Below are 18,943 nucleotides of genomic sequence, written 5' to 3'. Positions count from 1 at the left end.
GACTCATGAGACGCCAACTCTCGCGGCGCGTACGCCACATCGCCTGCGCCGCCGCACTCGCACTCGGAGCCGCGTTCCTGGCCCCCGCCCCGGCGGGAGCGGCCGCGGCCGCCGACCCGTACGACGTGCTGGTCTTCTCCAGGACCGCCGGATTCCGGCACGACTCCATCCCGGCCGGCATCACCGCGATCCGGGAACTCGGCGCGGCGGACGGCTTCGACGTCACCGCCACCGAGGACGCCGCCGCCTTCACCCCTTCGAACCTCGCCGGGTACGAAGCGGTGGTCTTCCTCAGCACCACCGGCGACGTCCTGGACACCGCGCAGCAGGACGCCCTGTCGGCGTACGTCGACGGCGGCGGCGGATTCGTCGGCGTCCACGCGGCCGCCGACACCGAGTACGACTGGCCGGCGTACGAACACCTCGTCGGCGCCTGGTTCAAGAGCCACCCGGCGATCCAGCAGGCGAAGGTCGTCACCGAGGACCACGCACACCCGGCGACGTCACACCTCGACGACGTGTGGACCCGGACCGACGAGCTGTACAACTACCGCACCAACCCGCGCGCCGACGTCCATGTGCTCCAGACCCTGGACGAAAGCAGCTACACCGGCGGTGAGATGGGCGGAGACCACCCGATCACCTGGTGCCACCCGCAGCAGCGGGGACGGTCCTTCTACACCGGCCTCGGCCACACCATCGAGTCGTACAGCGATCCGGACTTCCGTCAACTGCTCCTCGGCGGCATCCAGTACGCGGCCGGCGCGGTGCGGGCCGACTGCGGCTCCGGAACCCCGGACCCCGGTGACACCTCCGTGGAGGCGGAGTCGTACACCTCCTCCTCCGGCGTGCAGAGCGCCGCGCACACCGGCGCGGGCGGCGGGGCCACCCTCGGCTACATCGACAACGGCGACTGGGCGGGCTACGCCTCCGTCGAGACGGCCGGGGCCACCTCGTTCACCGCCAAGGTCTCCTCGGCCGGGGCGGGCGGCACCATCGAGGTGCACTCCGGCTCCGCCACCGGACCGCTGCTCGGCTCGGTGGACGTCGCCCCGACCGGCGGCTGGGAGACCTTCACGGAGGTGACCGGCGCCCTCACCGCCACCGGTTCCGGCCCGCTGTTCCTCCGGTTCACCGGGGGAGCGGGCTCCCTGTTCGACATCGACAGCTTCACCCTGGCCAAAGGGCAGGACACCAAGGCGGCGGGCTCCTCCAACGTCCACCTCTTCTACTACCCCTGGTACGGCACCCCGGAGACGAACGGCAGCTGGCGCCACTGGGAACAGGGTGGCCACGCCCCGCCCGACGACATCGGCGCCGACCTCTACCCGAAGCTCGGCCCGTACGACTCCGGTGACGCCGCCGGGGCCGTCGAGCAGCACATGAAGTGGATCGAGCAGTCGGGCGCCGGAGTCATCGTCTACAGCTGGTGGGGACAGGGCGGTTACGAGGACACCCTCGCCCCGAAGGTCCTGGATGCCGCCGCCCGGCACGGGATCAAGGTCGCCTGGCACATCGAGCCGTACAGCGGCAGGACCGCGGCCTCCGTGGTCGACGACATCGCCTACCTGAACGACGAGTACGGCGACAGCCCGGCCTACTACCGGGACGCCGAGCACGGCAACCGCCCGGCGTTCTACGTCTTCGAGAGCCTGAGGATCCAGGACTGGTCGGCCCTGGACGCGGTGAGCGACAGCGCCGTCGTCCTCGCCCAGACCACCGACACCACCAAGGTCGCGCACTTCGGCGGGATCTACACCTACGACGGCATCGCCGGTGCCACCGCCCCCGGCTGGAAGCAGGCGGGGGAGTACGCCGAGGCCAACGGCCTGGTCTGGGCGCCCTCGGTGGCCCCCGGATACATCGACGACCGGGCCGTGCCCGGCAACACCACACCCACCCTGGGCCGGGAGGACGGCGCCTCCTACGACCTGGAGTGGAACAACGCCCTCGACCCGGCCATCGGCGGATCACCCACCTGGGTCTCCGTGACCTCCTTCAACGAATGGCACGAGGGCAGCCCGATCGAACCCGCGTCGAGCACCCCGCCCGCCGGACACGGCTACCAGACGTACGAAGGGGCGTACGGAAAGACGGGGGCCGCCGCCGAGACGGCCTACCTCGACCGGACGGCGTACTGGGCGGCCAGGTTCGAGCAGCAGCGCACGGCCCCCCGCGCCGCTCGCTGATCAGGTCCACGACGAACGGCAGTGTCCCGGCGGGGACGCTGCCGTTCGTCCGTTGGCGCGGACGGCCTCAGGCGTCCCGCCGGATGGTCCGCATCCGCCCGTACGCGTACACACAGCCCGCCAGTGCCAGGTCGGACAGCAGCATGAACCCGATCGAGTAGGAGCCCTTCGCGCTGTAGATCGCGCCCATCACCAGCGGGGGCACGAAGCCGCCGAGTCCGCCCGTCGCGCCGACGATCCCGGTCACACTGCCCACCTTCGCCTGCGGGGTCACCTGCGAGACCAGGGCGAAGACACTGCCGCTCGCGGTACCCAGACCGGCCGCCATGATCAGCAGCGCGATCGTGCCACCGGGCATCAGCTTCGGGTCGAAGGCCTGCACGATCGCCATCAGGGCGGCCACGCCGAGCGCCGCCGACGAGACCAGCGCCGGGTGCAGCCGGTCCGAGAGCCAGCCACCGATCGGCCGGAAGACCACCGTGACCAGGGCGAATCCGGCGGCCTTCGTACCGGCGTCGGTGGGCGAGAGGTCGTACCAGGTCTTCAGGTACGTCGGCAGATAGACGCCGAACGCCACGATCCCGCCGAAGCCGATGGCGTACAGCGCCGACAGCTCCCAGGTGACCCGCAGCCGTCCCGCCGCACCCAGCCGGTGGGCCAGGGTGTCGGTCGGCACCTGCCGGCCGGGCCGGTCGTTGACCAGCACCGCCGCCAGCGCCGCGTACACCACGAGCGCCCCGGCGACCACGAGGAACGGCAGGTTGCGGCCGTGCTCGGCGATCCGCGGGGTGAAGTACCCGGACAGCGCCACACCGCCCATGCCCATGCCGAACACACCGAGGGCGAGACCCCGTTCCGCGGGCGGGAACCACGAGTTGACGAGCGGGATGCCGATCGCGAACGTCGTACCGCCCAGGCCCAGCAGGAAGCCCACGGCCAGCATCGCGCCGTAGGAGTCCCTCGCCGGGATCAGCAGCAGCACCGGCACGACGGTGAACGCCGAGATCAGCGGGAACATCAGCCGCGCACCGTACTTGTCGGTGAGCGCCCCCACCGGGATCCGGCCCAGCGAGCCCACCAGCACCGGCACGGCGACGAGCAGCGACTGCTGGAACGAACTCAGCCCGAGCCGGTCCTTGTACTCCCCGGACATGGGCGCGATCAGGTTCCACGCCCAGAAGGTGAGCGCGAAGCCGATCGTGGCCATCGCGAGGTTGCGGTACGCGCCGGAGGGCTGCGCGGCGGCCGGAGCGGTGGGCTGACTGGCGGCTGTGTCCACAGGACCAGTCAAGGGCGCGAGCCCGGTACCGGCCCGTCGGCCTGCTCCATCCGTGAGCCGGGGTCTCAGGCGCCCGCGGGCGCCTTTGCGGGCGCCTTGAGAAGTCGCAGTTGCCCGAAAGCTGAGACAATCGCGGTATGGACCGTCTGGACAGGGAAATCCTCGGCGTTCTCCAGGAGGACGCCCGGATCTCGTACCGCGATCTGGGGTCACGGGTCGGGCTCAGCGCCAACGCCGCGGCCGACCGGGTGCGGCGGCTGCGCCGGGACGGCGTCATCCGCGGCTTCACCGTGATCGTCGACCCCGCCGCCGACACCCGGACCGGCCTCGTCGTCTTCATCGACGTGACCCTGCGGATGGACACCACCAACGAGGTCTTCGAGCGGGCGGTGCTGACACTGCCCGGCATCACCGAAGTGGTGCACGTGACGGGCGGGCACGACTACCTCGTACGCGCCACCGCCGCCGACACCGCCTCGCTGGACGCCCTGCTGCGCAGACTCAGACGGGACGCGGGCGTCGCCCACTCCAGCACCAGGGTCGCGCTCAGAGCGGCGCCTGCCAGCTGACGGCGGGCGGCCGCGATCCGTCCTTTTCCCGCCCGTCGTCGCCGACCGTCAGCCGGACCGCGGCCCGGCCGTCGGGCAGCGTGGCCGTCACATCGACCTCCACCTCGATCTCCGACACCCCGGTCCGCCGGTGCGCGGCCGCCAGCGCCCCGCGCAGCGCGGCGAGCAGCTGCCCGCCCACCGGCTCCCGCACGAGGGCGTCCACCGCCCCGGTGAAGTGCACCGACGGCTGGAAGCCGAGCACCGCGGCCGCGCCCCGGGTCTCCCGCAGCACCTGGCCGCGGAAGGTGGTGGGGGCCTCCGCGGGCGGCTGCTGGAGGGCGAAGATGGTCGTCCGCACCTCCTGGATCGTGGAGTCCAGCTCGTCCACCGCCCTGCCGAGCAGCTCGTCGGTCTCCCCGGCGCCGGCCCGGCGGCGGGTCGACTCCAGCATCATCTCGGTGGCGAACAGCCGCTGGACGACGAGATCGTGCAGGTCGCGGGCGATCCGGTCCCGGTCCTCGTACACCGCGAGCTGCTCCCGGTCGTGCTGGGCGTCCGCGAGGACCAGCGCGAGCGCGGCCTGTGAGGCGAACTGCGAGGCCAGCAGCCGGTCCACGGCCGTGTACGGGCGGGCGCCGCGCCGCCGGGGCAGGGCGAGGGTGCCGATGAGCCGCCCGCCGCTCTGCAACGGCAGCATCATGCTGGGGCCGAACCGGGACCGCACGTGGGTGGTCATCCGGGGATCGGTCGCCGAGTCCTCCAGGAAGACCGGCTCGCCGCCCAGGAGCTGGACCAGGACCGGGGCGCCGGGCGCGATGGTGGTGCCCACCAGGCCGGCCGGGTCGTCGAGCGTGGACGCGGCGACGATCTCCATCCCGCCCTCCTCGGTCGGCTGGAGGATCACCCCGGCCGCCGCGTCGCTGAGGATCCTGGCCCGTTCCGCCACGGTCATCAGGGCGTCGGCGGCGTTCTCCCCGGTCAGCAGGGTGTTGGTGACCGCGGCCGCGCCCTCGATCCAGCGTTCGCGCTGCCGGGCCGTCTCGTACGTCCGGGCGTTGCCGATCGCGATGCCGGCCTGCGAGGCGAGGACCCGCAGGAGGGCCGCGTCGGTGTCGGTGAAGTGCGCGGTGGTCTTCTCGGTGAGGTAGATGTTCCCGAAGACCTCGTCGTGCACCCGGATCGGGGCGCCGAGGAACGAGTGCATCGTGGGGTGGTCGGGCGGCACCCCGGTGGATCGCGGGTCGGTGGTGAGGTCGTCGGAGCGCAGCGGCCGCGACTCGTCGATGAGCGCGCCGAGCAGGCCCGAGTGGCTGTCGGGGAGGTCGCCGATGGCCTCCCGTTCGGCGTCGCTCAGTCCGGAGACGAACAGTTCGCGGATGCTGCCGCGCTCGGGGTCCAGCACGCCGAGTGCGCCGTAGCGGGCCTCGGTGAGTGCGGTGGCGGTGTCGATGATCTGCTGGAGGGTGGCCCGCAGTTCGAGGTCACTGCCGACGCTCAGCACCGCCTCCAGGAGCATCGGCAGCCGGGGTTTCCGGGGGATCCCCCTGCGGGGTGCCGTGTCGTGTGGTTCGTCGGTCATCCGCCGTACGACCCGGGGCACTCAGCAGGCGAGCGGGTCGAGGACCATCGGGCGGATCTTGCCGTCCAGCATGGCGCCGAGCCCCAGTACGGAGCAGACGTCGGGCCGCTCGGCGATCTGCACCGGCATCCCGGTCGCCTCGCGCAGCATCTGGTCCAGGCCGGGCAGCAGCGCGCTGCCGCCGACCATCATGATCCCGCAGTCGGCGAGGTCGGCCACCAGATCGGGCGGGCACTCCCGCAGCACCTTGCCGAGGCCGTCCAGGACCGCGGTCAGCGGGCGGTGGATCGCCTGCCGCACGGCGGCGGTGTCGACCTGCACGGAGCGGGCCAGTCCGGTGGCCACGTCCCGGCCGTGGATCTCGGTCACGGCGGGGCCGTGCGGGGTGAGGCCGTTGCCGCTGAGCGCCAGTTGCAAGGGGCGTACGGACTGGCTGGGCAGCATCAGCTCGTGGTACTGGCGCAGGTGCTGGATCACCGCGTGGTCGATCGCGTCGCCGCCGATCGGGATGCGTACGGCGGTCACGATCGAGCCCAGCGAGAGCACCGCGATCTGGGTGGTCGCCGCCCCGCACACCATGATCATGGTGGCGGTCGGCTGCTCGACCGGCAGTCCGCAGCCGACGGCCGCCGCGATCAGGGTGTCGACCAGCTCGACCCGGCGGGCGCCGAGGCCGACCATGGTCTCGACGGCGGCGCGCTGGGCGAGCGGATCGCTGTCGTGCGGGGTGCAGGCGGCGGCGCGCAGCCGCGGCTTGCGGCGCAGTTGCCGGCGGAGCTTCTCGCCGAGCAGCTGGCGCAGCATCCGCTGGGCCATCTCGATGTCCACGACGGTTCCGCCGGAGACCGGGCGGACCACCCGGATGTAGGCGGGGGTGCGGCCCGTCATCTGTTCGGCGAGCGCGCCGACGGCGATGAGCGATCCGGTACGGGTGTTCACGGCGGCGGCGCTCGGCTCGTCGACGACGAGTCCGAGCCCCTTGACGTACACCCGGGTCCGGGCGGCCCCGAGGTCGACGGCGACATGGCAACGGCGCAACTGATCGAGGCTGACGGTCACGGCGGGTCTCCCGAGAGCGCAGATGGGGGTACCGACGGGCAGCCGGCTCTCTCCGTATCGTGCGCCGGTGGGAGGCGTTGTGCGCGCTGGGATGCGCCGTAGGGGGTACGGAGCTGACGGCTCGTCGGCGGCGGGCCGCGCGGTTCGGTCAGCGGGGGAGCAGCCGTTGGAACAGCCCCCAGGTGAACTCGGCGACGTACGGTTCGCCGGTGACCGGGGCGGTGACCGGGGCGGTGATCGCGAGCGCCCAGCGGGTCGGCGCGCTGCCCTCCATCGGGCGGGCCGGCGCGAAGGCCCGCGCGACCTCGTCCACGGTGCACGACCAGGGGAGGAGATCCTCGACCGTGCGCAGGGCGGGGGCGGCCGCGCCGGGGGCCCGCACCAGCCACTCGTTCCACACGGCCCCGCCCGGCCCGGCCATCACCTCGAACCGGAGGTCCGGCCAGAGCGGCACCGGCCACAGCAGGGCGTCGCACTCCAGATCACCGACCGTGCGGCGCAGGGACGACTCGGGTTCGCCGAGCACGGACCGGTAGCGGCGCAACGACCCGCGTCCCCTCGGCGCCCGCAGCATGGCCTGCCAGCGGCGGTTGGCCTCGCGCATCTCGGCGAGCGTGGCGCTCAGTTCGTGCCGGGCGTCCTCGACGAGGCCGGGCTGGTGGTCGGCCATCCTGCGCAACAGGACGAGCTGGAACTCTCGGGGGCCGAAAGGCGTGGCAGCGGTCATGGGAACAACGCTTCCACACAGGATCCGGCGCCTCGGACCACGTACGCGAATCGACGTCCGTCACGGCCGCGTCCGCCCCGGAGCCGACGCCCCCGGACCCGGGCGGCTGCCGGCTCCTGTGGTTCGGCTGAGGCTCTAGAGACCTTCGGTAGCCGGGTCCCGGGCGGGCGGTTCCATGCCCAGCATCCGGCGCAGGAGATCCCGCAGGACCGCGCGGTCCGTGTCGGAGAGGCCGGCCAGCGGCTCGCGGGCGAAGTCGAGGGATTCGCGCAGTTGCCGCGCCGTTCGGGTGCCTTTCTCGGTCGGCGCGGCCAGCTTCACCCGCCGATCGGCCGGATCGGGGCGACGCTCCACCAGGCCGCGCACCTCCAGCCGGTCGACGATGCCGGTCACGTTCGACGGCTCGCACTTGAGCTTCTGCGCGATCCTGCGCATCGGCATCGGCTCCAGGGAGAGGAGCCCGAGGACCCGGGCCTGCGCACCGGTGAGGCTGTGTGCGGCGGCGGCCTCCTCGTACTCCTCGTAGTAACGCGCCACGACGGCGCCGATGAGCTCGACGACTTCGAGGGTCAGTGGGTCTGTACGAGTGGCCATGGCGCCCAGGATAGCCGGTTACTTGACAACATGAAATATCCAGGCGCATGGTTGTTTCACATGGTGAAGCTTTTCCGCTCCGGTCGAACGGCTTTCCGTGCCGCCCGAGACACATCCCGAGACATCGAGGAGACACCGAACCCATGTCAGCAGCACTTCCCACGTCCAGCCGTGAATGGCACCTCGTAGCCCGTCCGCACGGCTGGCCGAAGGCCGAGGATTTCGCGCTGCGTGAGGTACCGGTCACCGCTCCCGCCGAGGGCCGGATCCTCGTCCGCAACCTGCACTTCTCGGTCGATCCGTACATGCGCGGCCGGATGAACGACGTGAAGTCGTACACCCCGCCGTTCAAGCTGGACCACCCCATGGAGGGCGGCGCGGTCGGCGAGGTCATCGCGTCCGGCGACGAGGGGTTCGCGGTCGGCGACCACGTCCTGCACGGCCTCGGCTGGCGCGAGTACGCCGATGTCCCGGCCGAGAACGCCGTGAAGGTCGACGCCTCCCTCGCCCCGCTCTCCGCCTACCTCGGCGTGCTCGGCATGACCGGGCTCACCGCCTACGCGGGCCTCTTCGAGGTCGCCTCCTTCAAGGAGGGCGACGCGGTCTTCGTCTCCGGCGCGGCCGGCGCGGTCGGCAGCCAGGTCGGCCAGCTGGCGAGGATCAAGGGCGCCTCGCGCGTCATCGGCTCCGCGGGCTCCGCCGAGAAGGTCAAGCTGCTGGTCGAGGAGTACGGCTTCGACGCCGCCTTCAACTACAAGGACGGCCCCGTCGCGGAGCAGCTGCGCAAGGCCGCTCCCGACGGCATCGACGTCTACTTCGACAACGTCGGCGGCGAGCACCTCGAAGCCGCGATCTCCTCGTTCAACGTGCACGGCCGCGCGGCCATCTGCGGCATGATCGCGCAGTACAACGCGACCGAGCCGACCCCCGGGCCGCGCAACCTCGCCCTCGTTATCGGCAAGCGGCTGCGTCTTCAGGGCATGCTCGTCGCGGATCACACCGAGCTCCAGGGCCAGTTCGTCCAGGACGTGGCCGGCTGGCTGGCCTCCGGCGAGCTGAAGTACCGCGAGACCGTCGTCGAGGGCATCGAGAACGGCTTCGACGCCTTCCTCGGGCTGCTCCGCGGCGAGAACATCGGAAAGATGATCGTTTCCCTCGGCTGACACGGCCGCAGGGGCACCCGTTAGGCTCATCCCAGGCCGTCGCGATCGTGGGCGCGAGTCGCGGCGCATCAGCAGGAGGATTCACACGTCATGACCATTCAGGACATCGCCGTCGCGTACACCGCTGTCGCCACCGCCGAGAACGGCCGTGACGGCCGGGTCTCCTCGGACGACGGCAAGCTCGACGTGGTCGTCAACCCGCCGAAGGAGATGGGCGGAAGCGGCGCGGGCACCAACCCGGAGCAGCTCTTCGCGGCCGGCTACAGCGCCTGCTTCCAGGGCGCGCTGGGCGTCGTGGCCCGCCAGGAGAAGGCCGACATCTCCGGCTCCACGGTGACCGCCGCGGTCGGCATCGGCAAGACCGAGGCCGGTGGCTTCGGCCTGGAGGTCGCGATCACGGCGACCATCCCGAACGTCGACAAGGCGACCGCGCAGGCGCTCATCGAGAAGGCCCACCAGGTGTGCCCGTACTCGAACGCGACGCGCGGCAACATCAAGGTCGAGCTGTCCGTCGCCTGACCCAGCCGCACCGCCCGCACCACCCGTACCGCGGACAGCGCTCGTACGGAGCCGAGGGCCGCATCCCGTCCGGGGTGCGGCCCTCGGCTCCGTTCAGCCGGTGACGCCGGCCGGCTCGACAGAGGACGTACACCCGGTAGGCGGCGGCGGCCTCACCGATACGCTGACGCCATGCGTGATCTAGGGGCGGGTTTCGGCTATTTGATCAACGGGCAGCGCTGGGTCGCCCGCCACGGGCGGTGGTTGGGCATCGGCCTGATCCCCGGCCTCATCACCCTGGTGGTCTACGCGGGCGCGCTCGTCGGCCTCGGCTACGGGGCCGACGACCTGGCGGCCTGGGCCACGCCCTTCGCCGACGACTGGTCCTCGCCCTGGCTGGGCCTGCTCCGCACCACCCTGACCGTGCTGGTCTTCGCCTTCGGGCTGTTCCTGGCGGTGATCACGTTCACCGCCGTGACGCTGCTGGTCGGGCAGCCCTTCTACGAGTCGCTCTCCGAGGAGGTCGACCGGGCCGAGGGCGGCGAGGTGCCCGAGTCGGGGCTGCCGCTCTGGCGCGAACTGTGGATCTCCGCCCGGGACAGCGTGCGCATCCTGGTCCGGGTCGCCCTGTACGCCGTGCTGCTCTTCGCCCTCGGATTCGTCCCGGTCGCCGGCCAGACCGTCGTCCCGCTGATCGGGTTCTGCGTCACCGGCTACTTCCTCGCCGAGGAACTCACCGCCGTCGCGCTCCAGCGCCGCGGCATGGTGCTCAAGGACCGGCTGGTCCTGCTGCGCGGCCGCCGGCTGCTGATCCTCGGCTTCGGTGTGCCGCTGGGCCTCGCCTTCCTGGTCCCGTTCGTCGCCGTGTTCCTGATGCCGGGGGCCGTCGCCGGTGCGACCCTGCTGGCGCGCGAACTGGTGGGACAGGACGACGACCCCGACGACGACGCGGACGACGGGGCGGCGAACGGCGGGGAGGGCGAGGGCGCAACCCTGCCGCCCGCCCCGCCGCACACCGCCGGCTGAGCGTCAGCTCGTGTGCACCTCCAGCGCGGTGCGGACCGCCGACTCCAGCGCCCCTTCGATCCAGGCGGGCTTGACCGAGGTGTGGCAGCCCGCGAAGTGCAACGGCCCCTCGGCCGCGCGCACATCGGCGAGCAGCTCGGTGTGCTGGCCGGGCAGCAGCACGGACGCCTCGCCGTACGCGTACGGGTCGCGCATCCACGACTGGGTGGCGCCCGCCCCCGTGTAGAAGACCTCGACGCGCTGCCCGTACACGTCCTGCACCCCGCCCAGGGCGTGCGGGTAGCGCTCGTCGTCGTCCAGGGAGTCCCACTTCAGGGCGTCGTCGGCCCAGCTGTACGAGGCGAGGAGGACCCCGCCCTTGCTCGTGCCGACCGGGTGGGAGGGCTGGTACATGAACCGGTTGGCGTTGTCGGTGACCGAGCCGCCGCCGATGACGTGCGCCGCCTCCGGCTGGTTGCGGGCGGTCGCGCGGTACGCCGCGTAGTGCACGCGCTGGTTGGGCGGCAGGTGGCCCGGCGGTACGGAGGGGTGCGCGCCCAGCAGTGAACCGTCGGCCGGTGCCTTGCCGAGCCGGTACGCGTCGTACAGACCGGGCCGGATGCGGTTCAGCTCGGCCTTCCAGTCCTTCTCCTCGAACTCCCACCAGCGGCGGCTGAATTCGAGGAGCACCTTGGTGGCCGTGTCGTAGTGGATCTCGGTGATCGCGCGCCGCTTGCCGTACGAGAGCGCGGGGGTGACCGGGATGTGGCGCAGTCCGGAGAACGGCACGGTGACGATCACCCGGTCGCCGGTGAACGTCTCCCGCACGACCTTGCCGTCACGGCCCTCCGACACCGTCTCGACCCGGACGCCGTCGGCCCCGTGGCTGATCCTGGCGGCCCGGCGGTCCAGCCGCACCAGGTCCTTGACCCGTGCGTACATCGCGTCGGCCAGCGTCGCGGTGCCGTCGGGCAGTTCGTAGAACGCGGTGTCCGGGCTGATCAGGGAGGCCCCGATGAAGCTGTGCACAAAGGCGAGGTGGAGCCGCGAGGTGAGGTTCTCGACGGTGCCGATGAGGTCGATGGTGCGCTCGTCGAGCTTGGCCGCCTCGGTCAGGAAGCGGAACATCGACCAGTGGCCGTAGCGCTGGATGACCCGCGCCCAGCCCTTGACGAGCTCCGAGCCCTCCTTGCCCTCGAACTCCGCGCGCACGGGGGCGAAGGCCTCACGCACGATGGTCGAGGCCGTCTTGTCCTCGAACTCGGCGGGGACCCCGAAGGAACGGTTCACCGCCTGCGGCTTCTTCGCGTAGTCCGCCTTGCGGACCCGGATGCCGTTGACGTAGATCCAGGTGTGGTTGGCGGGCCGGCCGGCCTCGTCGACATCGACGAGGTGGAAGCGGCGGCGCTTCAGCTCGAAGCTGTCCATGAGCCCGGTGACGAGCGGGTGGCTGTCGGGAATCCGCATCGCGCCGGCCTCGGCGTACTGCTTCGGGTCGGCGAACGGCGACTTCGCGTTCTCGTGCCCGCCCGTGCGGAAGGTCTTGATGCGGCCGCCGACCCGGTTGCCGTTGGCCTCGATCACGGTGACGGTGTGCCCGGCCTCGCGGAGCAGATGGGCGGCGGTGAGCCCGGCCGGGCCCGCGCCGATGACCAGCACCTTCTTGGGGGCCTTGCGGCTGCGGGGCAGTCCCTTGGAGAGGAGGACGTCGCGGTAGCGCGGCACCAGCGGCTCGTCCTGCTCGTCGCGCACGAGGATGGCGCGGGCGACGCCCAGGCAGGCGTTCCAGTCGGAACCGGGGGCCGCCGGTACGGGGGCGGCGGGCGCGGGCGCGGCGGGGGAGCCGGGCGCGGCGGCGGCCGGGGTCACGGCGGTAGCGGCGAGGGCGGTGGCGCCTGCGGCGGCACCGGCGATCATGCTGCGCCTGGAGGGCAGGCCGGAGTTCGGTCCGGCGGGCTTGGAAGTCATTCCGCACACCTTGGGGGGCGCGAAACAGGCGCACGTGCGCTTACGCGCGTAGACCATCCGAAAATGACCCGGAAATCACCCGGAGGTGACGCTTGACGATCTTGTCGTGCCGGTATTGCCGCGGCTCATGTCATTCGGCTCAGGTCATTCGGCGGGGGCTCGCGGTCCGTGGCGGAGGCGTCCGTGGTCTCCGGCCCCGCGCCCTGTGCGGTGTCGGGCCGCAGCAGCCGGAGGAAGTCCTGGAAGGCGGCGGGCATGTCCACCGCGTCCGGGTCCAGCAGCCACTGGTACTGCAACCCGTCCATCGTCGCGACCAGGAGCGGCGCGGCGCGCTCCGGCGTGAGCCCGCCCGGCAGCCGCTCGCCGAACTCGGCGCGCAGCATCGCCGTCATGCTCGCCCGGACCTGGGTGTAGCGGTGGGTGAAGAACTCCCGCGCCGGGTGCTCCTCCGTGACGCTCTCACCGAGCAGCGCCGAGAAGGTCTGGACGACGCCGGGGCGCATCGCGTTGTACTCGACGAGCGAGCCGAGCAGTTCGGTCCGCCAGCCGCCGTCGCTGCGGGGCCCGCCGCCGGTGTCCCACTGGTCGCGCTCCTCCAGGACGGCGACGAGCATCGCCTCCTTGGTCGGGAAGTAGTGCAGCAGCCCCTGCTGGCTCAGGCCGACCCGCTCCGCGACCGCGCCCAGGGTGGCGCCCCGGTAGCCGCGTTCCGCGATCACCTCCAGGGTGGCGCGGAGAATCTCCGCCCGCCGCTCCACGCTCCTGGCCCGCACCATCGCCCGGCCCCTTCCCGCCCTCTTCCGATCCTCTTCCAGGACCGTACGCCATGCCTGTATGTTACGTATGAATAACGAACCCTACCGTTCTACCGGGCAGGGGTCACTATGGAGACATCCGGCAGAGGATCTCGACGAGGAGGCACGGCCGTGGCGGACGCGACCACACCCACGCACCCCGAGGCGGCCCGTGAGGCCGCCGCCGACACGGCCCTGGCCGCGCTCGGACTCGACGACAAGGCCCGGCTGCTGGCCGGGCAGGACATGTGGTCGCTGCCCGCGCTCCCCGCTGTCGGGCTGAGGTCCCTGGTCATGTCGGACGGGCCGATCGGGGTGCGCGGCGTCAGCTGGAGCGCCGACGACCCGTCCGTGGCGCTGCCCTCGCCCACCGCCCTCGCCGCGACCTGGGACCCCGCCCTGGCCCGCCGCGCCGGACACCTCCTCGCGCAGGAGGCCCGCCGCAAGGGGGTGCACGTCCTGCTCGCGCCGACGGTGAACCTGCACCGGTCCCCGCTGGGCGGGCGGCACTTCGAGGCGTACAGCGAGGACCCGTACCTCACCGGGGAGATCGGCACCGGCTATGTGCGCGGGGTGCAGGAGGGCGGGGTCGGCACGACCGTCAAGCACTTCGTCGCCAACGACGCCGAGACCGACCGCTTCACCGTCGACAACATCGTCGGCCCCCGCGCCCTGCGCGAGCTCTACCTCGCGCCCTTCGAGCGGATCGTCGCCAACGCCCACCCGTGGGGCATCATGGCCGCCTACAACCAGGTCAACGGCTCCACCATGACCGAGCACCGCTACCTCCAGAACGAGGTGCTGCGCGGCGAGTGGGGCTTCGACGGCTTCATCGTCTCCGACTGGCTGGCCGCCCGTTCCACCGTCGCGGCCGTCACCGGCGGGCTCGACGTCGCGATGCCCGGCCCGAGGACGGTGTACGGGGCGGCGCTGGCCGCCGCGGTGCGGGCCGGTGAGGTCGAGGAGTCCGTCCTCGACACGGCGGCGCGCAACGTACTGCTTCTAGCCGCCCGCGTCGGCGTGCTGGACGGCGCCCCGCCCGCGGTCGCGGAGACCGACCACCCGGCAGCCGTCGACGGGGACGCGCTCGCCCGGGAGATCGCCCGCCGCTCGTTCGTCCTGCTGCGCAACGAACGCGGCGCGCTCCCCGTCGACCCGTCCGCCGTCCGGCGGATCGCGCTCAGCGGCGCCCTGGCCCGCGACGCCCGGGTGCTCGGCGGCGGCTCCGCACAGGTCTTCCCGCACCACATCGTCTCCCCGCTCGACGGGCTGCTCGCGGCGCTCCCCGAGGATGTGCTCGACTACCGGACGGGCGCCGACCCGAACGACGAACTCGCACCGGCGGACAAGGGGTTCACCCTCAAGGCGGTCTGCCGCGACGCGGCGGGAACGGTCATCGGATCGGCCCCGCTGCACACCGGCACCGTCCAGTGGATCGGCACCGACCTGCCCGCGGGCGTGACCCACGAGACGCTGCACGGCGTCGAGATCACCGGCACCTTCACCCCGCGCGACAGCGGCGAGCACGTCTTCGGCACCCGCGGCACCGGAGCACTGACCCTCACCGTCGCCGGCACGGCGCTCTACGACGAGGTGCACCGCGTCAGCGGCTCCGCCGACCCGGGCGAGGCGTTCTTCGGCAGCCCCCAGGAGCGCGGTCGGGTCACGCTCACCGCGGGCGAACCCGTCGAGGTCTCCCTCCGGCAGCTCCCCGAGACCCTCGGCGCCGGCTCCCCGATCCCCGGCGTCTCGTTCTCCCTCTGCCACCTCGGCCCGCGCCGCGACCCCGGCGAGCTGATCGCGGAGGCCGTCGAGGCCGCCCGCGCCGCGGACACCGCGATCGTCGTCGTCGGCACCACCGAACGCGTCGAGTCCGAGGGCTTCGACCGCACCGGACTGCGGCTCCCCGGCTACCAGGACGACCTGGTCCGGGCCGTCGCCGCCGCCAACCCGAACACCGTCGTGGTCGTCAACTCCGGCTCCCCGGTGGAGCTTCCGTGGCGCGAGGACGTCGCCGCGGTGCTGCTCAGCTGGTTCCCCGGCCAGGAGGGCGGCGCGGCGCTGGCCGACGTCCTGCTCGGCGCCGCGGAACCGGGCGGCCGGCTGCCCACCACCTGGCCCGCCGTCCTCGCCGACGCACCCGTCGCGGCTACCACCCCCACCGACGGCGAACTCCACTACGACGAAGGCGTCTTCATCGGCTACCGCGCCTGGGAGAAGGCCGGCACCGCACCCGCGTACCCCTTCGGCCACGGACTCGGCTACACCAGCTGGACGTACGAGGCCCTCACCGTCACCGAGGACGCCGCGACCGTCCGCGTCACCAACACCGGCACCCGGCCGGGCGCCGAGACCGTCCAGCTCTACGTTGCCCCGCGGGCCGACACCGTCGAACGCCCGGCCCGTGTCCTGGCCGGTTTCTGCCGTGTCGAGGCGGCCCCCGGACAGGGCGTCGAGGTGACGGTGCCGCTGGATCGGCGCGCGTACGAGATCTGGGACGAGACGGCGTACGGCTGGACCGTCGTACCCGGTACGTACGAGGTGCAGGCGGCCCACTCGCTCGGTGACGTACGGCTGACGGCACCCGTGGAGATCAAGCCCGAGGAGATCAAGCCCGTCGAGATCCAGCCGGTGGAGCCCACGGCGTAACCCGCGCCCCCAGGTACGGAAGAGCCCCGGAGCGGTCCCTGACCCCGCTCCGGGGCTCTTCCCCGTACCGCCCGTCCTCAGCGCGGCGCCGGGAACCCGTACACCGTCGTCGACACGTACTCCTCGCCCGGCCGCAGCACCGTGCTCGGGAACTCCGGCCGGTTCGGGGAGTCGGGGAAGTGCTGGGTCTCCAGCGCGATCCCGGCGCACGGCCCGAACGGCTCCCCGTCGAAGTGGTCCGCCGTGTAGAGCTGAAGACCGGGCTCCGTGGTCGTGACGGTCAGCACGCGCCCCGACGCCTCGTCGTACAGCTCGGCCACCGGACCCGCCACGCCCTCGTCCAGCACGTAGTTGTGGTCGTACCCCTCGGCCACCGGCCGCGGCTCCCGGAAGTCGAACCGGGTCCCGTCCACCGGCCGGAACTCACCCGTCGGCAGCGACTCGGCGTCGGCCGGAGTGATCCGCCCGGCCGCGATCCGCAGCCGCTGGCCGAGCGCGCTGCCGCTGTCGGCGCCCGCCAGGTTCCAGTACGTGTGGTTCGTCAGGTTGACGACGGTCGGCGCGTCCGTCGTCGCCCGGTACGTGATCCGCAGCGCCCCGCCCTCGTCCAGCGTGTACGCCACCGCGACATCGAGACGCCCCGGGAAACCCTCCTCGCCGTCCGCGGAGACCAGGGACAGCTCCAGCCCGTCCGCGATCTCCCGGGCGCCCCACACGCGCTTGTCGAAGCCGAGGGCCCCGCCGTGCACGTGGTTGCGTCCCTCGTTGCGCGTCAGACGGCGGGTCCGTCCGTCGAGCTCGAAGGCCGCGCCGCCGATCCGGTTCGCGTACCGCCCGACGAGAGCGCCGAAATAGGGACCGGTGTACTTCTGGTACGCGGCGAGGTCCGGCAGCCCGAGCGCCACACCGGTCCGCGCGCCGTCGCGGTCCGGCACCTCGACCGACTGCACGACGCCGCCGTACGTCAGCACACGCACCCGCGTACCGTCCCGCTCCAGCGTCCAGCGGTGCACAGCCGTGCCGTCCCCGAGCGTGCCGAAGTCTTCCGTGCGCAGCGCCGTTCTCGAACCCGTGTCCATGATCACGAACTCTAGACCGGCCGGGCCTCACGCGGGGGGCCGGGCCGCCGTGACAGTGCGGTACGCGATCTCGGCCAGCCGGGCCTGCCCGTTGCGCCCCGGGTGGAACCAGTCCCACTGGCTGAGCTGCTTGCCGGTGAACCGGTAGTCGAAGACCGCCCCGCCGTCGTAACGGCAGCGCTTGTCCTTCGCGCACACCTCGCGCAGCACCTCGTTGTACGCCACCACGCGCTCCTGGACCGCGGAGCGCCGCGCCACCGCGGAGGCGCTCATGTCGTCCGCGTCGGCCAGCATCGACTTGCAGATCCCCAGCTTCCAGATCTGCTTGCCCAACTGGTTGCCGCGCCCCGTCGACCAGAGCCGCTTCAGGTCCGGCACGCTCGACACGTACACCTGCGTCTTCGGCGCGGCGCTGCGCAGTTGCCGCATCGACGCCTCGAACGAGGCACGGAAACCGGCCACCGGTGTCATGACCCGCACCGAGTCCCGGCAGGCGTCGTTGGCGCCGATCATCACCGTGACCAGATCGGGGTCCTCCTTCGCGGCCAGCGCCATCTGCTGCGGCAACTGGGCGATCCGGGCCCCCGTCTCCGCGTGGTTCCAGCTGCGGTCCGCCGCGCCGGAGGCGCCGAGCAGCCGCACCGCGAGGCTGTTCACCCTGCTGTCGGAGCCGGTCGACCAGGAGACCTCGGGGCAGTCCGCCAGCACCGAGCAGGCGTCGAACCCGCGGGTGATGGAGTCCCCGACCGCCGCGATCGATTTCGGGCTGCGGTCCCAGAGCGGGGCCGCCGCCGGGGAGGGGTGTCCGGCCGCCGCGCCCTTCGTCGTGCTGCCCGACCCGGAGTCGCAGCCGGCCAGTACGGCCGTACCGAGACACGACAACGCCGCCAGCGCGGCCAGTGCGGTGCGCGAGCGGTGCCGTACGGCGCGATCCGGCATTCCCTGGTCCCCTCCTGCCCATGCCCCCGGCAAACCCTCTTGGCACCGGTCGGCGGGCCCGCCCGCCGCGCCGGGTGAACACGGCGCGAATCCTGGGCCCAGGACCGACGGTACGTCACACCTCGGACGCCGACGCACGGTAGCTTTTCCCCGTCGAACCAGTGGCTCCCTGAACCGTCCGGCTCCACTCGGGTGGCTTCCGAACATCACATCACGTCACATACTGTCCCTTTTCCGGAGATTAACTCCCGATGCTGTTTACTGATGACAACCTCGGGAAGCGGCCGGAAAGAGACGTTACGGGCGCGAGGCCGCTGGGGAAGGCGAACCTCGTCCCACACTGGAGGTCCCGGTGACGACACGTGGAGTTCTGTACGTTCACTCCGCACCGCGCGCGCTCTGCCCACACGTCGAATGGGCGGTGGCGGGTGTCCTCGGTGTGCGAGTCCAGCTCGACTGGATCAGACAGCCGGCCGCGCCCGGCACCTGGCGGTCCGAGTTCTCCTGGCAGGCCAGGCCGGGCACGGCCTCGAAACTCGCCTCCGCGCTGCGCGGCTGGGATCTGCTGCGCTTCGAGGTGACGGCGGAGCCGTCACCCACCGCGGAGGGCGAGCGCTACAGCTCCACGCCCGAGCTGGGCATCTTCCACGCGGTCACCGGCATGCACGGCGACATCCTGGTCCCCGAGGACCGCCTGCGGGCCGCGCTGGCGCGCTCTGTGCGGGGTGAGTCGGACCTGGAGGCGGAGATCGCCAAGCTCCTGGGCAAGCCCTGGGACGACGAACTGGAGTCCTTCCGCCACGCCGGCGAGGGCGCCCCGGTCCGCTGGCTCCACCAGGTGGTGTGAGCCGGACCCCTCGCCGCAAGCGC

Annotated in this window: 16 protein-coding genes; 7 read left to right on the top strand and 9 right to left on the bottom strand. The window is 72.2% G+C overall.

Annotated elements, in window-relative coordinates; genetic code table 11:
* Window positions 1-5 precede the first annotated feature (5 nt).
* Window positions 6-2,189, top strand: coding sequence for a ThuA domain-containing protein (locus ACIO3R_RS00350; protein WP_402101831.1), 2,184 nt, complete (start codon window positions 6-8; stop codon window positions 2,187-2,189).
* Between the two features lie 67 nt (window positions 2,190-2,256).
* On the opposite strand, the gene ACIO3R_RS00345 is transcribed toward ACIO3R_RS00350, so the two are convergent.
* Complete coding sequence (locus ACIO3R_RS00345) at window positions 2,257-3,396, bottom strand: MFS transporter (RefSeq protein WP_385027582.1); 1,140 nt, start codon at window positions 3,394-3,396, stop codon at window positions 2,257-2,259.
* A 209-nt stretch (window positions 3,397-3,605) separates the two neighbouring features.
* Between ACIO3R_RS00345 and ACIO3R_RS00340 the strand changes: the two genes are divergently transcribed.
* The gene (locus ACIO3R_RS00340; protein WP_385027471.1) at window positions 3,606-4,037 is read left to right on the top strand and encodes an Lrp/AsnC family transcriptional regulator; all 432 of its coding nucleotides are present in this window, start codon (window positions 3,606-3,608) and stop codon (window positions 4,035-4,037) included.
* Here ACIO3R_RS00340 and ACIO3R_RS00335 read toward each other — a convergent pair.
* The 4 genes from ACIO3R_RS00335 to ACIO3R_RS00320 form a co-directional block, all read right to left on the bottom strand.
* Entirely contained in the window at window positions 4,015-5,598 is a 1,584-nt protein-coding gene (locus ACIO3R_RS00335) for a GAF domain-containing protein (RefSeq protein WP_402101829.1), read from the bottom strand. The two genes, ACIO3R_RS00340 and ACIO3R_RS00335, sit on opposite strands and share 23 nt — an antisense overlap.
* A gap of 21 nt (window positions 5,599-5,619) precedes the next feature.
* Complete coding sequence (locus ACIO3R_RS00330) at window positions 5,620-6,657, bottom strand: rod shape-determining protein (protein WP_385027477.1); 1,038 nt, start codon at window positions 6,655-6,657, stop codon at window positions 5,620-5,622.
* 148 nt (window positions 6,658-6,805) lie between these two features.
* A complete protein-coding gene (locus ACIO3R_RS00325; protein WP_402101827.1) occupies window positions 6,806-7,384 on the bottom strand; it encodes a hypothetical protein in 579 nt (192 codons plus the stop codon).
* 135 nt (window positions 7,385-7,519) lie between these two features.
* Window positions 7,520-7,978, bottom strand: coding sequence for a MarR family winged helix-turn-helix transcriptional regulator (locus tag ACIO3R_RS00320; RefSeq protein ID WP_385027483.1), 459 nt, complete (start codon window positions 7,976-7,978; stop codon window positions 7,520-7,522).
* Window positions 7,979-8,121: 143 nt separating this feature from the next.
* On the opposite strand from ACIO3R_RS00320, the gene ACIO3R_RS00315 reads away from it, so the two are divergent.
* The 3 genes from ACIO3R_RS00315 to ACIO3R_RS00305 all read left to right on the top strand — a co-directional run bounded on the left by ACIO3R_RS00315 (window position 8,122) and on the right by ACIO3R_RS00305 (window position 10,665).
* Entirely contained in the window at window positions 8,122-9,141 is a 1,020-nt protein-coding gene (locus ACIO3R_RS00315; protein ID WP_402101825.1) for an NADP-dependent oxidoreductase, read from the top strand.
* Window positions 9,142-9,231: 90 nt separating this feature from the next.
* Window positions 9,232-9,660, top strand: coding sequence for an organic hydroperoxide resistance protein (locus ACIO3R_RS00310; RefSeq protein ID WP_363030776.1), 429 nt, complete (start codon window positions 9,232-9,234; stop codon window positions 9,658-9,660).
* A 171-nt stretch (window positions 9,661-9,831) separates the two neighbouring features.
* Window positions 9,832-10,665, top strand: coding sequence for an EI24 domain-containing protein (locus ACIO3R_RS00305; protein ID WP_385350626.1), 834 nt, complete (start codon window positions 9,832-9,834; stop codon window positions 10,663-10,665).
* A 3-nt stretch (window positions 10,666-10,668) separates the two neighbouring features.
* Here the strand turns inward: ACIO3R_RS00305 and ACIO3R_RS00300 are convergent, their stop codons facing one another.
* Both ACIO3R_RS00300 and ACIO3R_RS00295 read right to left on the bottom strand, forming a co-directional pair.
* On the bottom strand, window positions 10,669-12,612 hold the full coding sequence (locus tag ACIO3R_RS00300) for a flavin monoamine oxidase family protein (protein ID WP_402101821.1): 1,944 nt from the start codon (window positions 12,610-12,612) through the stop codon (window positions 10,669-10,671).
* Window positions 12,613-12,737: 125 nt separating this feature from the next.
* On the bottom strand, window positions 12,738-13,388 hold the full coding sequence (locus ACIO3R_RS00295) for a TetR/AcrR family transcriptional regulator (protein ID WP_402101819.1): 651 nt from the start codon (window positions 13,386-13,388) through the stop codon (window positions 12,738-12,740).
* Window positions 13,389-13,538: 150 nt separating this feature from the next.
* On the opposite strand from ACIO3R_RS00295, the gene ACIO3R_RS00290 reads away from it, so the two are divergent.
* Window positions 13,539-16,055, top strand: coding sequence for a beta-glucosidase (locus tag ACIO3R_RS00290; protein ID WP_402101817.1), 2,517 nt, complete (start codon window positions 13,539-13,541; stop codon window positions 16,053-16,055).
* Between the two features lie 77 nt (window positions 16,056-16,132).
* On the opposite strand, the gene ACIO3R_RS00285 is transcribed toward ACIO3R_RS00290, so the two are convergent.
* Window positions 16,133-17,134: an aldose epimerase family protein gene (locus ACIO3R_RS00285; RefSeq protein WP_402101815.1), complete on the bottom strand. Its 1,002-nt coding sequence runs from the start codon at window positions 17,132-17,134 to the stop codon at window positions 16,133-16,135.
* A gap of 27 nt (window positions 17,135-17,161) precedes the next feature.
* On the bottom strand, window positions 17,162-18,073 hold the full coding sequence (locus tag ACIO3R_RS00280; RefSeq protein WP_402101813.1) for an SGNH/GDSL hydrolase family protein: 912 nt from the start codon (window positions 18,071-18,073) through the stop codon (window positions 17,162-17,164).
* Between the two features lie 352 nt (window positions 18,074-18,425).
* Between ACIO3R_RS00280 and ACIO3R_RS00275 the strand changes: the two genes are divergently transcribed.
* A complete protein-coding gene (locus ACIO3R_RS00275) occupies window positions 18,426-18,920 on the top strand; it encodes a DUF3145 domain-containing protein (protein WP_385027506.1) in 495 nt (164 codons plus the stop codon).
* The last annotated feature ends 23 nt before the right edge of the window (window positions 18,921-18,943 follow it).

The sequence above is a fragment of the Streptomyces sp. NPDC087428 genome, from assembly GCF_044744085.1.
In the GTDB taxonomy this organism is placed as follows: Bacteria; Actinomycetota; Actinomycetes; order Streptomycetales; family Streptomycetaceae; genus Streptomyces.
The sequence above is the reverse complement of the archived record's forward strand: the minus strand, read 5'-3'. Positions and strand labels throughout refer to the sequence as shown.

What these genes read in the sequence shown, in the direction of transcription:
- ACIO3R_RS00325 (WP_402101827.1), bottom strand. Translation starts at nt 7,384, where the DNA reads ATGACCGCTGCCACGCCTTTCGGCCCCCGAGAGTTCCAGCTCGTCCTG.
- ACIO3R_RS00350 (WP_402101831.1), top strand. Translation starts at nt 6, where the DNA reads ATGAGACGCCAACTCTCGCGGCGCGTACGCCACATCGCCTGCGCCGCC.
- ACIO3R_RS00340 (WP_385027471.1), top strand. Translation starts at nt 3,606, where the DNA reads ATGGACCGTCTGGACAGGGAAATCCTCGGCGTTCTCCAGGAGGACGCC.
- ACIO3R_RS00345 (WP_385027582.1), bottom strand. Translation starts at nt 3,396, where the DNA reads ATGGCCACGATCGGCTTCGCGCTCACCTTCTGGGCGTGGAACCTGATC.
- ACIO3R_RS00335 (WP_402101829.1), bottom strand. Translation starts at nt 5,598, where the DNA reads ATGACCGACGAACCACACGACACGGCACCCCGCAGGGGGATCCCCCGG.
- ACIO3R_RS00295 (WP_402101819.1), bottom strand. Translation starts at nt 13,388, where the DNA reads ATGGTGCGGGCCAGGAGCGTGGAGCGGCGGGCGGAGATTCTCCGCGCC.
- ACIO3R_RS00305 (WP_385350626.1), top strand. Translation starts at nt 9,832, where the DNA reads ATGCGTGATCTAGGGGCGGGTTTCGGCTATTTGATCAACGGGCAGCGC.
- ACIO3R_RS00310 (WP_363030776.1), top strand. Translation starts at nt 9,232, where the DNA reads ATGACCATTCAGGACATCGCCGTCGCGTACACCGCTGTCGCCACCGCC.
- ACIO3R_RS00285 (WP_402101815.1), bottom strand. Translation starts at nt 17,134, where the DNA reads ATGGACACGGGTTCGAGAACGGCGCTGCGCACGGAAGACTTCGGCACG.
- ACIO3R_RS00300 (WP_402101821.1), bottom strand. Translation starts at nt 12,612, where the DNA reads ATGACTTCCAAGCCCGCCGGACCGAACTCCGGCCTGCCCTCCAGGCGC.
- ACIO3R_RS00280 (WP_402101813.1), bottom strand. Translation starts at nt 18,073, where the DNA reads ATGCCGGATCGCGCCGTACGGCACCGCTCGCGCACCGCACTGGCCGCG.
- ACIO3R_RS00315 (WP_402101825.1), top strand. Translation starts at nt 8,122, where the DNA reads ATGTCAGCAGCACTTCCCACGTCCAGCCGTGAATGGCACCTCGTAGCC.
- ACIO3R_RS00320 (WP_385027483.1), bottom strand. Translation starts at nt 7,978, where the DNA reads ATGGCCACTCGTACAGACCCACTGACCCTCGAAGTCGTCGAGCTCATC.